Origin of the sequence: Bartonella vinsonii subsp. berkhoffii ATCC 51672, assembly GCF_902825225.1 — a bacterium.
Lineage (GTDB): Bacteria > Pseudomonadota > Alphaproteobacteria > Rhizobiales > Rhizobiaceae > Bartonella > Bartonella berkhoffii.
This window is the reverse complement of sequence record NZ_CADEAK010000006.1, coordinates 71734-86639: the sequence shown is the minus strand read 5'-3', so window position 1 is coordinate 86639 and position 14906 is coordinate 71734. Positions and strand designations below refer to the sequence as shown.

Sequence of the window (14906 nt, the reverse complement as noted above, 5' to 3'; positions counted from 1 at the left end):
AAGCAGTCACATCATAACTTGCACAGATTTTATAATAAAATTTACTAAAAAAGTTCTTCTCACTAAATAAGTTTGGGAAATATTTATCAAAGCGCTGTACACAACTACCCAACTCCTACTTCATGTGATAGAGTATTTGATAAGCAAGGGTATATCTATGAAATCTGAAAATGCATGGTGTAATCTTGCCCTACAAAAATATAGGATTCTATTAGCTTCAAGCTTCACTGAAGCAAATGAGGGGTTAACTTATTTTTGTATAAAATCGTATAACTTTTCAAAAAAATAATAATCGTTTGTTGTGTAGAACAAATGATAAAAGGTGGACGTTTTTTCTCGAAAATCTAAATAAAACTGAAACATCCTAAAATATTGAGAGTGGGACATTGTGAAGAGTTTGCGTAAAATCATTAACATCATTTTCATTATAATCGTTAGTTCTTTTATCCACCTTACGTCAGCACAGGCAATCGAGCCTGTTAAAATTTCTTCTCAAGATGCCGCTCTTGACCTTTCCAAGGCAATTGAAATTCACCATACCAATAACTCTATCTTTCAAACAAGCACAGCACCAGGACCAGATGGTATTGTATGGCGCATTGAGGTCCAAGCAAAAAGTGAAAATTTTTCTGGAAACTGGGCAGTATTTTCTCTTGCAAATCCAACAGATGAACAAATTGACCGTTTTATCGTGGCACCTCATTATCGGATGGCGCATTCAGGATTTCTTTGGCCAGACCTTGGATCAGCACGAATTCAATCCATTACTCCAAGTGAAGGTTTTTCTCTCGATCGCCAGCCTAGTGCAAACTCTGATATTTTTCGTATTACACTGAACCCTGGTGCTGTCATTACATTTGTTGCCGAGCTCAACTCTGCAAATCTATCACAAATCTATTTATGGCAACCTGAAGCCTATAAAGATGCAATCAATTCTTATACGCTTTATCATGGTATTCTTCTTGGTATATCAGGTCTTTTAGCACTCCTGTTAACTGTTCTCTTTGTCGTTCGGGGAACGGGACTCTTTCCTGCAACAGCAGCTATCGCTTGGGCAGTACTCTTTTATATTGGCATCGACTTTAACTTTTTAAATAAATTCTTTGCAATTACCCTAACAACGCAACCGATCTGGCGTGCTGCTACAGAGGTAGCACTTGCTGCTACACTCTTCATTTTCCTTTTTACCTATCTCTGTCTTAATCGTTGGCATTATCACTTCAGTTATGGTGCAATTATATGGACCATTGCTCTTTGTGGTCTAGGGACATTTGCTATTTATGATCCAACCAGAGCAGCTGGCATTGCCCGTATGTCTTTTGGCCTCACCGCTGTACTTGGTATAATTTTAATCAGCTATTTTTCTATCCGTAGCTATGACCGTGCCATTATGCTTATCCCAACATGGTTGCTCATTAGCTTCTGGTGTGTTGGAGCTTATACCTGCATAGCAGGATATTTAAACAATGATATTATCCAACCCGCATTAGCAGGGGGATTGGTACTCATTATCCTTCTTATCAGCTTTACTGTCATGCAACAAACTTTTTCCAATGATGCTTTCCATGAAGGAATATTTTCTGACCTTGAACAACAAGTGCTCGCAGCAAAGGGTGCTGGAAATATTATTTGGGACTGGAATGTCGAGCGTGACCGCATTGTTGTACACCCCAATATGACAACTCTTTTTGGTATTGAAAGCCATATACTTAACGGTCCTATGAGCAATTGGATTTCAGCCTTGCACCATGATGATCGTGAGCGCTTTCAGGCCATATTGGATATCATTCTTAAAAATAAAAAGGGACGTATCGATCAAATTTTTCGACTGTCTTCCGGTGGTGGCTATTATCATTGGTTTTCTCTTCGCGCACGGCCTGCTATGCAAAAAGATGGAAAAATTACGCGTGTCATTGGCACCATTGTCAATATTACCAATCACAAAAAATCCGAAGAACGCTTATTGTATGATGCCATTCACGACAGCTTAACAGGTCTTCCTAACCAACAAATTTTCTTCGATAGATTACAAAACTATACTTCTTTAGCTAAAGCAAATATCAAAATTAGACCAACTGTCTTTATGATTGACTTTGATAATTTTCGTCAAATTAATCGCAAATTAGGCATAGCTGTTGGTGATACTGTACTGCTCATCATAGCACGCCGTTTGAGCCGGCTTATTAACTTTCAAGATACCTTATCACGCCTTTCCGCGGATCGTTTTGCAATCATTTTACTCAGTGAAACGGAGCCACAGAAAATTGCGGCATTTGCGGATCATTTGCATAAAACGATCTCAGCACCTATTTCACTCACAGAAAAAAAAATAACGCTTTCAACATCAATTGGATTGGTCACATGGAATGAAAATAGAGCAACTGCTAAAGATATTTTAAATGACAGTGAACTCGCGATGATCCGTGCAAAACAAAAGGGTGGGAACCATATTGAACCTTTTAGCCCCAGTTTTCGCACGTTAGGCATTGAACATAACACTATGGGAAAAGATATTCACACTGCCATAAAACGTCATGAAATAAAAATCCTCTACCATCCCATCCTTAATTTATCAGATGGACACATTATTGGTTGTGAAACAATTATAGAATGGCATCATCCAAGATACGGAAATTTAAATGTCTCTGATTTTATTAAGATCGTAGAAAATGAAAAAATCGTCATGGATTTGGCGCAATTTATTATCGATCATGCTGTTATTGATCTTACAAATATACAAGAAAAATTTTCTCAACAATCTTTCTTTATTTCAATGAATTTGCCAAGTACAGAAATGATTCATCCGCGCTTTATCAATCAATTGCGCTCGGCTTTACTTCGCAACCCCCTCAACAAAGGAGGCTTGATGATAGAAATATCCGAGTTTGTCTTAAGACAAAATCCTGAACAATCAGCACACTTTCTTGAACAAATTAAAGCTCTTGGAATCAATCTTGCACTCGATAATTTTGGAACAGGGTATTCGTCACTTGCTTATCTCGTGCGTTATCCATTCGACATGGTTAAATTGGATCGCTCGCTTATTTCAATCGACTCTCTCAAGAAAAAGCTTGTCCTCAAGTCCATTATCCATATGGCAATTGACCTTAATTTGCAAATTATCGCAGAAGGCGTTGAAAATGAAAAAGAAGCTATCTTTCTACGACAAAAAGGATGCAAATATGTTCAAAGCACTCTTGTGACTAAACCAATTGCCATCGAAGAATTAATCATTCTCATTCAGAACCATTTCCCTTATACAACAAAATATAGTGAATAGGACATTGTGTACAATCAAATAGTTAGACTCTAGGCATGCCCCATTTCAGAAGCGAGATAGGTTGGATTGATTCCCATGCGGATTAAGCTTTCATCGTATTTGCGACTTAAATCGCTTTCAAAAAGAAAACTAGGCGATGTAGAGCTAATTAACCAACCATTCGTAGAAATTTCTGCCTCGAGTTGTCCGGCTTTCCATCCAGCATAACCTAATGCTATCAATGCATGCTGTGGGCCTTGTTCACAACTAATTGCTTTTAATATATCAATCGTTGCTGTGAAACAGACCTTATCTGCAATAGAAACAGTTTCTTTACACGCATAATCATCAGAATGCAACACAAAACCTCGTGAGGGATCAACAGGCCCACCATAACGCACTGGAAACTTTTTTATCGGTTCAGAAAGTTCTTTTTTTTGACCAGTTTTGATCACCCCAAGATGAAGCAAAAGCTCTGGAAAATCAATATGGTGCAATTGATTGAGAATAATCCCCATAGCACCTGCATCGGAATGCGCACAAACATAGACAACAGAACGAACAAAACGTTTGTCATTCATCCCTGGCATTGCTATGAGTAACTGTCCCCCCAAAAAGCCATTACACTGCTTCATCAATCTGTTATTCTCCATAATTTATATGCTAAAAGTCACTTTAGTGAGTACAATAGGAAGATAAAGCTCCAATGAAAAAAATTCCAATGTTTATAAGGTTACAAGATATCGCAATTTCCCTTTATAAAAAATTTTTAGTTACTTTTAGCTTAATATTCATAATTTTAGAATTACTTAACTTCTCTGTCAGAGCACACACAAAACAAAACGCATCTCTTTTGGCAACATCTTGGTATGAATCAGATGGTGGACATATCAGATTAGCTCTTACCGAACCGTCTCTTTCTGGAATAAGAGAGGGTATTATTGAAATTGTTCTCAAACCAAAATGGAAAACCTACTGGCGTAATCCTGGTAATTCCGGTATGGCACCATTTTTTACCTTCAACCAACAGGTTTCTTATGAAATCTTTTATCCCACACCAGAGCTCTATGAAACAGAAAATGACTGGTCATTAGGCTATAAAGATAAAGTCGTATTGCCCTTCAGTCTTTCTGGTTCAAGCAAAAATTTAAGTGGCACTTTAACACTTGGATTATGTCACACAATCTGTCTTCCCTTTACTGTTCCCTTTAATTTTTCTCCATCGGTTCAAAAAAACAAACGTCTTCCTTTATCTTTGTTAAAGAAAGCTCAAGATACTTTACCTCGTACAACGCATGATGCATTTCAAATAAATGCTGAAAAAAAGGAAAACACTCTCTTCATTAAAATACAAAATAAACATAAAATTACCCCTCGCGCTCTCTTTTTAGATGGAGGAGAACTGCAAATTGGACCAGCAAAAAAAGTAACTGAGAACGCAAACTATACACTCTTTAGCGCTCCAATCTATTTCATAACAGATGAAGGAAACCATACAGTCTTTTATACAGTTTCTTTTAAAAGTCATGCTTTAAGTGGAACATTTACACTCTCTCCACAATCACTCCCTCTTGCTACTCCGTGATAAAAGAGAAAGACTTGAATAAAAGGGCTTTTTCTAAAAACATCCGTTTTCACGATATTCAGTAATTGCTTTCCGCGCAAGAGCGTCTGCCCGCTCATTCTCTGGATGCCCTGCATGCCCTTTGACCCAATGCCATCTAATAGTATGGCGAGCACAGACATCGTCAAGAGCCTGCCATAATTCCATATTTTTCACAGGATTTTTTGACGCCGTACGCCAATTATTTTTCTTCCAACCTTCAAGCCACAGAGAAATACCATTGCGTACATAAACTGAATCCGTATAAAGATCGACTAAACAAGGTTCTTTAAGCGCTTTTAATGCATGAATTGCTGCCATTAATTCCATTTGATTGTTGGTCGTATGCTCTTTTCCACCATAAAGTTCACGTTCATGACCATTCCAGCGTAAAATTGCTCCCCATCCTCCTACTCCAGGATTACCAGAGCAAGCCCCATCTGTATAAATTTCAACGACTTTGGATTGTTTTAACATAGAACTCAAAAACCCACTTCACTCAATGAATCTACATTGCTGAAAAAACAAAGCTTATGCCAATATTCCCATGGATCTTTCTTAACGACAAAGCTCTCTGGCGGTGTATTGAACCAATCATAAAGACGTGTGAGTAAAAAACGTAAAGAAGCACCACGCGCCAATAAAATAATTGCCTTTATTTCTAAAGGCATCAATGGCCTTATTTTTTGATAATTTTCCAATAATTTGCGTGCTTTGGTAAGATTATAGGAGTAATCTTGCTCAAAACACCAAGCATTCAAACAGATAGCTAAATCATAAGCCCAAAAATCATTACAAGCAAAATAGAAATCTATAATACCAGAAAGACGATGATCCAAAAAAAACACATTATCATTAAATAAATCAGCGTGAATAACACCTGTTGGTAAATTTGACGGCCAATTTTCCTGTAAAAAAGACAATTCCGTACTAATTTTTTGTTCAAACTCTTTTAACAATGCATCTTTGCTCATTTGACAATGTTCCCACAATAATTTCCAGCCCATAACAGAAAGAGTATTTTTACGACTCAGTGTAAAATCCTGTCCTGCTAAATGCAATTGTGCTAAAGTCGATCCCACTTCACCACAATGACATATATTGGGTTGACGAATCCACATTCCTTCCAGAAAAGTAATAATAGCAGCAGGACGTCCTGCTAATTCACCAATCGTTGTCCCATCATTTTGTATGACGGGTTGTGGGCAAGGAATTCCACGCTCCCTTAAATGCTGCATAAGATCGCAAAAAAAGGGCAAATCATCTTTTGAAATACGTTTTTCATAAAGCGTTAAAACAAATCTCCCTTCTGTTGTATACAACATAAAATTAGAATTCTCGATCCCCTCCGCTATGCCTTGATAGGATAAAAGTGAACCTATCGAATAACGTGTTAAAAATGCCTTCAAATCATTTGGATGAATATCTGTATAAACTGCCATTATTTTGCTTTCGTTAGAGGCATAGCCTGATTTTCATTTTTCAGCATCTCAGCTCGACCATTGACAAAAGCCGTATCTTGAGGCGTTAAAGTGACATCACGTAATTCGCGACTCACCAAAAATATTTCCGTTTCCACCACTATTTCAGCCAATTCTATTGTAACATCATAACGTTCACGAAAAGCTGAAACAATTTCTTCAATAATAATTTCAGGAGCAGAAGCTCCTGCTGAAAGACTTACAACAGAAAGAGCTCCCAGACGATCAAAATCAATTTCATCAACCCTCTGAACTAAAACAGCCCGCTGAGCACCAAACCTTTCAGCAACTTCTACCAAACGTCGTGAATTAGAAGAATTTGGTGCTCCAACAATTAAAAATAAATCGCTCCCCAACGCCGCTGCCTTAACAGCAGCTTGTCGATTCGTAGTGGCATAACAAATCGATTCAGCAGCCGGAGCTTCTAATGCAGGAAAACGCTGTTGTAACACATCAAGAATCTCTGCAGTATCTTCAACAGAAAGTGTTGTTTGCGTCACAAATCCTAATTTATCTGGATTATGAGGTTGATAATATAAAGCATCCTCAATCGTTTCAATTAATGTCACATCCCCTTTTTCAAGCTGCCCCATTGTTCCTATTACCTCGGGATGACCAGAATGACCAATTAATATAACATGACGACCATGCCGTTTATGTCGTATCACTTGCTTATGAACTTTAGAAACTAACGGACATGTTGCATTTAGATAAAACAAATTATAGCGACGGGCTTCTTCTGGTACAGACTTTGGAACACCGTGGGCAGAAAATACGACAGGTTGGTTGTGGTGTTTTTCTGGAATCTCATCAAGTTCTTCAACAAAAACAGCGCCCCGTTTTTGCAATCCTTCAACGACATAGCGGTTGTGTACAATTTCATGACGAACATACACTGGAGCACCATATTTTTTTAATGCAAGAAGAACAATCTGAATAGCACGATCAACCCCTGCACAAAATCCACGTGGACCACAAAGACGTATTGTTAAAGGAGGACGTAGAGACATAAACCATCCTTAATATCTATAACTTTTCCTACAATTTTAAACGAACTCTTGTTATGCATGACACAAACGGTGTCAAGAAAAACACTGTAAGATACTACCCTTCCTCGTAAAAGCATCTAATATATAGCACTTTTTCATCGTATTTTCGTTAGGCAAAGCTTTTTTTAAAGTTCGCTCACTCATTTCTCTATGCTAGAAGATGATAGAATATCAAATTTTCCATTAAAAGAGTGCCAAAGAGAGCTGCCAAATAAAATAACGAAAAGAAAAACGTTTTTTTTGCCATTACAAAAGTTGTATTATGTGTGTCAGCTTTCCACAAACGATAAGCAAAATAAATAAAAATAACGCTTAAGATTGATGAAAAAATACCATAAAAAACTCCTGCAAAACCAGTAACATAAGGCCCAACAGCACATATGGACATAAGAACAGTATAAAATAAGATCTGTTTTTTTGTTGAATGTTCGCCTCGTACATTAGGCATCATAGGAATGCCCGCTGCATCATAGTCAAGAGATGAAAATAAAGAAAGAGACCAAAAATGTGGTGGCGTCCACATAAAAATGATTAAAAATAATAAAAAACTCTCAATACTCACTGTACCTGTTGTCACAGCCCATCCAATCATTGGTGGGAAGGCTCCAGATGCACCACCAATAACAATGTTCTGTGGCGTTATGCGCTTTAGCCAAATCGTATAGATAACGACATAAAAGAAAATTGTAAAGGCAAGAAAAAATGCTGCAAACCAATTAATGAAGCTCCCCATAAGAAACACAGAAAGCACAGAAAGAACCATACCAAAAATAAACGCCTTCTGAGAGCTTATCTTACCAGTGGGAATGGGACGATTTTTGGTACGTTCCATCACTGCATCAATATCAGCATCATACCACATATTAAGTGCTCCTGCACCACCACCCCCTAGAGCAATACAAAAAATTGCCAAAAAACCATAAAATGGATTAATAGGAGCTGGTGACACCACAAGTCCAACCAAAGCTGTGAATACAACAAGGGACATAACCCGTGGTTTTAAGAGCGTGATATAATCACCAATACCAGATTTTGGCGGGATTGATTTATCACTTGCAGCTGATAATCCCTCTGAAACCAACATTCCACTCAAAGACCTTTTCTATTTCTGTCATCTACAAACAAACACTGCTTATTAGCATATGCGAATAACAAATTAAGAGCACAATGTTTTTGAAAATGATATCTCTTCTAAAAACAGACGAAGATCTTTGCAACAAAAAGACATTTTTTCAATACACATTATTTCTTAAATAACAAGCATACTCTATACATCTACCAAACATCATAAAGCAACGCTAAAAACCTTCTCTTATATGATATATTTTATCTTGTGCATATGGATTAATATATTTGGGGAGACAATAGTTTTATGTTACAATTCTATCTTGAGAATTCATTTTTTATACAGAGCTACGGTTAGGGTTTTCTGTGGGACTTCATAAATTGCTAAAAAAAACTTTCTTTGTTGGTGTTCTTCTTTGTGCACTCACTAATGTTTCTGCTCATCATGCCCTTGTACAAACCTCTCATGTACAAAGTGTCCCCGCCCCACAAACCTATGGTGCATGGACAAAAGTTTGTTCTCTCCCACCAGGTACACCTAACATGCAATGTGAAGTTGTCCAAAACGTACACACACAAAATCGTCATGACATTACTCTGCGCGTTACATTTTATAAACTCCCTAAAGATCAAGGAGCTTTGATGCGTGTTTTTGTTCCAATCCGCGTGGAATTACGTCCTGGTGTTGGTCTCAAAATTGACGATAAAAATATGGGAAGACTAGAATATCGCCGATGCCTTGGTGACAATTGTGTTGCTGAAGCTGTCCTTAAAAAAGACATATTACAGCTCTTTTTTAAGGGGAAAATGGTAACCTACTTTATTTTTACAACTCCTGAACAAGCCGTTGGAGGAATCATTGACCTCAAAGGGCTTAGTGATGCTTATGCAAATCTCCCAACTTAACAACTTTATGCGTATTTAAGAATTCAAGTCTCATAACGCACTCTACCGCTTTAAAAAAAGATAACTGGAAGTTTTCCAATTCTCCATGAAAATAGGATAATCACTATGAAATCATTGATCGACCATTTTGATATTGATTCATCTAAAGTGCAATCACTTGTACAAGAAACACTTCATCATGCTGATGATGGTGAACTTTACCTTGAGTATACCGAAAGTGAAACGCTTTTATTTGATAATGGACAGCTTAAAAATGGCTCATTTCATCAAGATATGGGATTTGGTCTGCGCGTTGTTGCTGGAGAAGCTACTGGATATGCGCATTCTAGTGAATTAACCGCTGCTGCACTCAAACGTGCCAGTGAAGCGGCTAAAGCTGTTACCTATAATAATCATACAGGACCTTATAGTGTAGCACCTCAACAGACAAACAAAAGACTCTATCAACCCCTTAATCCTCTTGACACTCCATCATTTGAAGACAAAAGTGCGCTTTTGCAAAAAATTGATGCCTATTTACGTGCAAAGAATGATAAGTTGCACCAAGTGACTGTTTCTCTTTCCGGTTCTCTCCAGCATATTGAAATTTTACGTGCAGATGGTCATTTGATTCGTGATATTCGTCCTCTTGTACGACTCTCTATATCTGTAGTTGCTGCTGAAGGCAATCGGCGTGAAAATGGCTTCTACGGATGTGGTGGACGCCAAGCATTTAGCCAGTTTATTCATGAAGAAAACTGGAAAAAGGCTGCTGATGAAGCCTTACGTATGGCTCTCATAAACTTAGAAGCAGAAGCAGCACCAGCAGGAACATTTGATGTCGTCCTCGCTAATGGATGGCCCGGTGTTATGCTTCATGAAGCCGTAGGCCATGGTTTGGAAAGTGACTTTAACCGCAAAAAAACCTCTGCTTTTGCTGGACTTTTGGGTCAACAAGTTGCTGCAAAAGGTGTGACAGTTGTTGATGATGGTACAATTCCTCAGTGTCGTGGCTCACTCACTGTCGATGATGAAGGAACCCCATCAGGATATAACGTTCTTATTGAAGACGGAAAACTTATCGGTTTTATGCAAGACAGACTAAATGCCCGTCTTATGGGTGTTCATCCAACCGGTAATGGACGGCGTGAATCTTATGCACATGCGCCAATACCGCGGATGACCAATACTATGATGCTAGGAGGTGATAAAACACCTGAAGAAATTCTATCTTCATTAAAAAATGGTATCTACGCTGTTTCATTTGGTGGAGGACAAGTCGATATCACTTCTGGAAAATTCGTCTTTGAATGCACTGAAGCTTACAGAGTAGAAAATGGTAAAATTGTAGCACCTATTAAAGGTGCAACCCTTATCGGAAACGGACCAGATGCCATGAAACATATTACCATGATTGGCAATGATAGCAAACTTGATAATGGTATTGGCATGTGCGGAAAAGCTGGACAAAACGTTCCTGTTGGCGTTGGGCAACCTCATTTGCGAATCAATAATATGACAATTGGTGGAACAGCACTTTCATAAAATATACCCAATCAACTCATTTAACATTTTTAATAAGATTCAAAAAGACTCTTTAATTGAGACTAAAGCTTCCAACTTGCCTTTGCTTTGCGTTTGCTCAAAAGAGCAACAATTTCAACATGGGGTGACCATAAAAATTGATCAATTGGTATGATTTTTTCTATTGTATAATCACCTGCTACAAGAAGAGATAAATCACGCGCAAATGTAATAGGATTGCATGAAATCGCCACGACACGAGATATTGTTGTTTTTGCCAATTCACGGACTTGTTGTTCTGCACCAGCGCGTGGAGGATCAAAAACAACACACTCAAAACATTCAAGTTCCTTCACAGAAAGTGGACGGCGGAAAAGATCACGTTTTTCACAAGTTACTGTTTTTAAACCCGTTGCAAAACGTGCTGCGGAATCTAAATTTGCTAATGCTCGCTCGTCGTTTTCTACTGCATGGACGTTCATTTTTTTAGCCATGCGCAATGTAAATGTTCCTACCCCAGAAAATAAATCAAGAGCATTTTTTGCTTTTTTTAAATGAGTTAAAATAATATCGCCCATCATATTTTCTGCTTCAAAAGTTGCTTGGAGAAAGCCTCCAGCCGGAAATTCAACACAGACATCTCCGAAGTATATTAATGGTTTTTCTTGTTCAATCAAAACTTCACCTTCAACAGACAAACGCGTAATCCCACACGAAAGAGCTATATGTACCATTTTCTGACGAATTGACTCATTGTGTACAGCACAACCACTTAAAGCAACATCAAAACCATTTTCAACAAGTGTGATTGTGATATGAAATCGTTTAGCATAATTGCTTAAACAAGCACAAAGGATCCTGATATCATCTAGCTTAGATATAAGCTCTGGTCGGCTTACTGGACATTCCTCAAGAACTACAATCTCATGAGAGAAGTGACGATTAAAACCGACTCTCAAACCTTGTGGTGTCATGGATGCTGTTAGTGTCATCCGCCGCCGGCTATAGGGCTTACATTCGATTAAAGGAGAAACAACAACATCAAGCCTATACTCTTTAAGCGCATCAAAAACCAATTGTCGTTTCCATTCGCGATAAACCTCAGGATGCCAATGCTGGAGTGCACACCCCCCACATTCTCCAAAATGCCGACAAAGAGCATCAATGCGTTCTGGTGATTTTCCCTTTAATGCTTTGAGTGTAGCATATTTTCCATGAACGGTGATTTCAGCACACTCTCCTGGTAAAGTAAAAGGAACATAAACCAAACCATGTAATGTTTTGACGATACCATGACCATTCATTCCCATATGGTCTATTATGACATTGCCATTCAATCTTGTTTTTCTCCAAACAACAAATATTCTAAATTACCATCACCACCTGCAATAGGTGAAGGAAGCAAACCTTTTGCACTCCACCCTCCTTGCATGTTTAACCAATCAAAAAGTCTTTCAGCACTTTCTTTCGCCATTAATGGATTTTTTAGTACTCCGCCCTTGCCAAGAGCTTTTCGACCAACTTCAAATTGAGGCTTTACTAATAACATAGCTTGAGCTCCCTTCTTGGCTAAAGACAAAACAGGAGGTAATGCAAGTTTAAGAGAAATAAAGCTGACATCTGAAACAATGAGATCAATTTCTCGTCCGCCTAAATGTTCTTGTTTCAAATCTCTGACATTTAAACCTTCTAATAAGGTTATTGCACTATTGTTCAATAAACGTGCATCCAATTGATGGTGACCAACATCAACCGCAATAACATGAACCGCTCCACGTTCTAAGAGAACTTGTGTAAAACCACCTGTTGATGCACCAATATCAATGGCGATCACTTGATCTGTTATAATTGGAAAAGCATCAAGTGCACAAATCAATTTTAACGCTGCACGTGAAACATAACTCTGTGCTGGATCACAAACGACAATCTCTGCATCATCAGAAATGATTTGCCCAGCTTTTAAAATTACTGTACCATCAACTTTAACGGTTTGGCGCATAATAGCATCACGCGCTCGTGAGCGTGTTATAAAAAAGTTTTTTTCAACTAAAAGAACATCAAGCCTTTTCCTAACAGCCATCTCATACTCAAAATTTCTGCACTGTCCGAATCTTACGTCCTAAAGCAGTAAAAACCGTGTTAACAATACCAACAGCATCAAGTCCTACACGAGAAAGAACTTTCTCTGGTGAACCATGGTTTAAATATTCATCAGGAAGTTTTAATGTGCGGACTTTTAAACCATACTCTAAAAGCCCTTCTTGCGCTAAAAATTGTAATAAGTGCGCTCCAAATCCGCCTATTGCACCTTCTTCAATTGTCACTAATATTTCATGCTCACGTGCCAAACAACGCATCAAATCCTTATCCAAAGGCTTTGCAAACCGTGCATCTGCAACCGTTGTCGACAAACCTTCCGCAACCAACGCATCAGCAGCTCTTAACACTTCTGACATCCGTGTTCCAAAACATACTAAAGCTATCCTATTGCCTTCACGCAGAACACGCCCTTTTCCAATCTCTAACAACTCACCGCGCTGCGGTAAATCCATGCCAACACCTTCACCACGCGGATAACGAAAAGAAAGTGGACCTTGATCATAAGCTGCAGCAGTACGCACCATATGCATCAACTCGATTTCATCAGACGGCGCCATCACAACAAATTCAGGAAGAGTGGTCAAAAAAACAATATCAAAACTACCAGCATGCGTTGCGCCATCTGCCCCCACAAAGCCTGCTCGATCAATCGCAAAACGCACAGGTAATTTTTGAATCGATACATCATGGATAATCTGATCATAAGCGCGCTGTAAAAAAGTAGAATAAATCGCGACAAAAGGCTTATACCCCTCACAAGCAATGCCAGCAGCAAAAGTAACCGCATGCTGTTCAGCTATACCAACATCAAACATTCTTTCAGGAAATTTTTCAGCAAAAGCATCAAGTCCTGTTCCCGTCGGCATTGCTGCTGTTATACTCACAATCTTATCATCATGCGTAGCTTCTTCTATTAAAGCCTTAGAAAACACCTTAGTATAAGAAAGAACATTGCTTTGCGCTTTAACCTGTTTCCCTGTTACAATATCAAAACGATTAACACCGTGATATTTATCAGATGACGCTTCTGCCGGTGCATAGCCTTTTCCTTTATGCGTCACCACATGTACTAAAACTGGCCCATGAGGATATTCACGAACATTTTTCAAAACAGGCAATAAATGTTTTAAATTGTGTCCATCAATTGGTCCAACATAATAAAAACCAAGCTCTTCAAATAAAGTTCCCCCAACCAAAAAACCACGTGCAAATTCTTCTGAAAGACGTGCTTTATCTAAAAAGAACTTGGGCAATTTTTCGCCTAGTACTTTGATCCGTTCACGCAAACTACGGTAAGCAGGACGAGAGACCAATCGTGCAAGATGCGCGCTCATAGCACCTGTAGGTGGTGCAATAGACATATCATTATCATTAAGAACAACAATCAAACGCGCATTCAAAGCACCAGCATTATTCATCGCTTCATAAGCCATACCAGCAGACATAGCTCCATCACCAATCACAGTAATGATATTCCGCTTTTCCTCTGCTTTTAAAGCACTCACTACCGCCATACCAAGTCCAGCTGAAATAGAAGTAGAAGAATGACCAGCGCCAAATGGATCATACACACTTTCTGAACGCTTCGTAAAACCTGATAACCCTCCCTCTTGGCGCAATGTGCGAATTCTATCTCTACGCCCTGTTAAAATCTTATGCGGATAAGCTTGATGACCAACATCCCAAATAATCCTATCCTCAGGTGTATTAAAAACATAATGCAATGCAACTGTGAGCTCAATAACACCAAGTCCTGCACCAAGATGACCACCTGTTACGGAAACCGCATCAATTGTTTCCGTCCGCAACTCATCAGCTAATTTTACCAAATCAGACTCAGGCAATGCCCGCAAATCATGCGGTACACAAATACGATCAAGCAATGGCGTTAAGACCTGAGACAAAAAAAGCTCCTTAATATTATCGCATCAAGAGAGTGA

At 38.6% G+C, this 14906-nt stretch carries 12 protein-coding genes; 4 read left to right on the top strand and 8 right to left on the bottom strand.

Translation table 11 applies throughout. The features are described from left to right. Positions 1-388 precede the first annotated feature (388 nt). Positions 389-3280, top strand: coding sequence for an EAL domain-containing protein (locus tag J7R10_RS04520; RefSeq protein WP_010704866.1), 2892 nt, complete (start codon positions 389-391; stop codon positions 3278-3280). A gap of 29 nt (positions 3281-3309) precedes the next feature. On the opposite strand, the gene J7R10_RS04515 is transcribed toward J7R10_RS04520, so the two are convergent. After that, the gene (locus tag J7R10_RS04515; protein WP_010704865.1) at positions 3310-3894 is read right to left on the bottom strand and encodes a YqgE/AlgH family protein; all 585 of its coding nucleotides are present in this window, start codon (positions 3892-3894) and stop codon (positions 3310-3312) included. Between the two features lie 71 nt (positions 3895-3965). On the opposite strand from J7R10_RS04515, the gene J7R10_RS04510 reads away from it, so the two are divergent. Further along, positions 3966-4844 carry a protein-disulfide reductase DsbD domain-containing protein gene (locus J7R10_RS04510; RefSeq protein WP_010704864.1) on the top strand — a complete coding sequence of 293 codons (879 nt, stop codon included), beginning with the start codon at positions 3966-3968 and terminating at the stop codon, positions 4842-4844. 33 nt (positions 4845-4877) lie between these two features. Here J7R10_RS04510 and rnhA read toward each other — a convergent pair whose 3' ends face one another. The 4 genes from rnhA to cyoE form a co-directional block, all read right to left on the bottom strand. Continuing rightward, the gene (gene rnhA, locus J7R10_RS04505) at positions 4878-5339 is read right to left on the bottom strand and encodes a ribonuclease HI (RefSeq protein ID WP_010704863.1); all 462 of its coding nucleotides are present in this window, start codon (positions 5337-5339) and stop codon (positions 4878-4880) included. Between the two features lie 5 nt (positions 5340-5344). Then, a complete protein-coding gene (locus J7R10_RS04500) occupies positions 5345-6304 on the bottom strand; it encodes a homoserine kinase (RefSeq protein WP_010704862.1) in 960 nt (319 codons plus the stop codon). Further along, positions 6304-7353, bottom strand: coding sequence for a 4-hydroxy-3-methylbut-2-enyl diphosphate reductase (gene ispH / locus J7R10_RS04495; protein WP_010704861.1), 1050 nt, complete (start codon positions 7351-7353; stop codon positions 6304-6306). Before ispH ends, J7R10_RS04500 begins: the two co-directional genes overlap by 1 nt. Before the next feature lie 187 nt (positions 7354-7540). Next, positions 7541-8476: a heme o synthase gene (cyoE, locus tag J7R10_RS04490; RefSeq protein ID WP_010704860.1), complete on the bottom strand. Its 936-nt coding sequence runs from the start codon at positions 8474-8476 to the stop codon at positions 7541-7543. Between the two features lie 347 nt (positions 8477-8823). Here cyoE and J7R10_RS04485 point away from each other — a divergent pair, with 347 nt between their 5' ends. Both J7R10_RS04485 and tldD read left to right on the top strand, forming a co-directional pair. After that, entirely contained in the window at positions 8824-9363 is a 540-nt protein-coding gene (locus J7R10_RS04485) for an invasion associated locus B family protein (RefSeq protein ID WP_010704859.1), read from the top strand. A gap of 105 nt (positions 9364-9468) precedes the next feature. Next, entirely contained in the window at positions 9469-10887 is a 1419-nt protein-coding gene (gene tldD / locus J7R10_RS04480) for a metalloprotease TldD (RefSeq protein WP_010704858.1), read from the top strand. A gap of 62 nt (positions 10888-10949) precedes the next feature. Here tldD and J7R10_RS04475 read toward each other — a convergent pair whose 3' ends face one another. The 3 genes from J7R10_RS04475 to dxs are packed head-to-tail and all read right to left on the bottom strand — an operon-like array spanning position 10950 to position 14870. Continuing rightward, positions 10950-12203, bottom strand: coding sequence for a class I SAM-dependent RNA methyltransferase (locus J7R10_RS04475; protein ID WP_010704857.1), 1254 nt, complete (start codon positions 12201-12203; stop codon positions 10950-10952). Next, positions 12200-12946, bottom strand: a complete 747-nt coding sequence (locus J7R10_RS04470) for a TlyA family RNA methyltransferase (protein WP_010704856.1) — start codon at positions 12944-12946, stop codon at positions 12200-12202. The genes J7R10_RS04475 and J7R10_RS04470 overlap by 4 nt, the downstream gene beginning before the upstream one ends. 7 nt (positions 12947-12953) lie before the next feature. After that, a complete protein-coding gene (gene dxs, locus J7R10_RS04465; protein WP_010704855.1) occupies positions 12954-14870 on the bottom strand; it encodes a 1-deoxy-D-xylulose-5-phosphate synthase in 1917 nt (638 codons plus the stop codon). Positions 14871-14906: the final 36 nt, after the last annotated feature.

Coding starts and splice junctions, on each gene's coding strand:
- J7R10_RS04515 (WP_010704865.1), bottom strand. CDS start 3,894: ATGAAGCAGTGTAATGGCTTTTTGGGGGGACAGTTACTCATAGCAATG.
- J7R10_RS04510 (WP_010704864.1), top strand. CDS start 3,966: ATGAAAAAAATTCCAATGTTTATAAGGTTACAAGATATCGCAATTTCC.
- rnhA (WP_010704863.1), bottom strand. CDS start 5,339: ATGTTAAAACAATCCAAAGTCGTTGAAATTTATACAGATGGGGCTTGC.
- J7R10_RS04500 (WP_010704862.1), bottom strand. CDS start 6,304: ATGGCAGTTTATACAGATATTCATCCAAATGATTTGAAGGCATTTTTA.
- ispH (WP_010704861.1), bottom strand. CDS start 7,353: ATGTCTCTACGTCCTCCTTTAACAATACGTCTTTGTGGTCCACGTGGA.
- cyoE (WP_010704860.1), bottom strand. CDS start 8,476: ATGTTGGTTTCAGAGGGATTATCAGCTGCAAGTGATAAATCAATCCCG.
- tldD (WP_010704858.1), top strand. CDS start 9,469: ATGAAATCATTGATCGACCATTTTGATATTGATTCATCTAAAGTGCAA.
- J7R10_RS04470 (WP_010704856.1), bottom strand. CDS start 12,946: ATGGCTGTTAGGAAAAGGCTTGATGTTCTTTTAGTTGAAAAAAACTTT.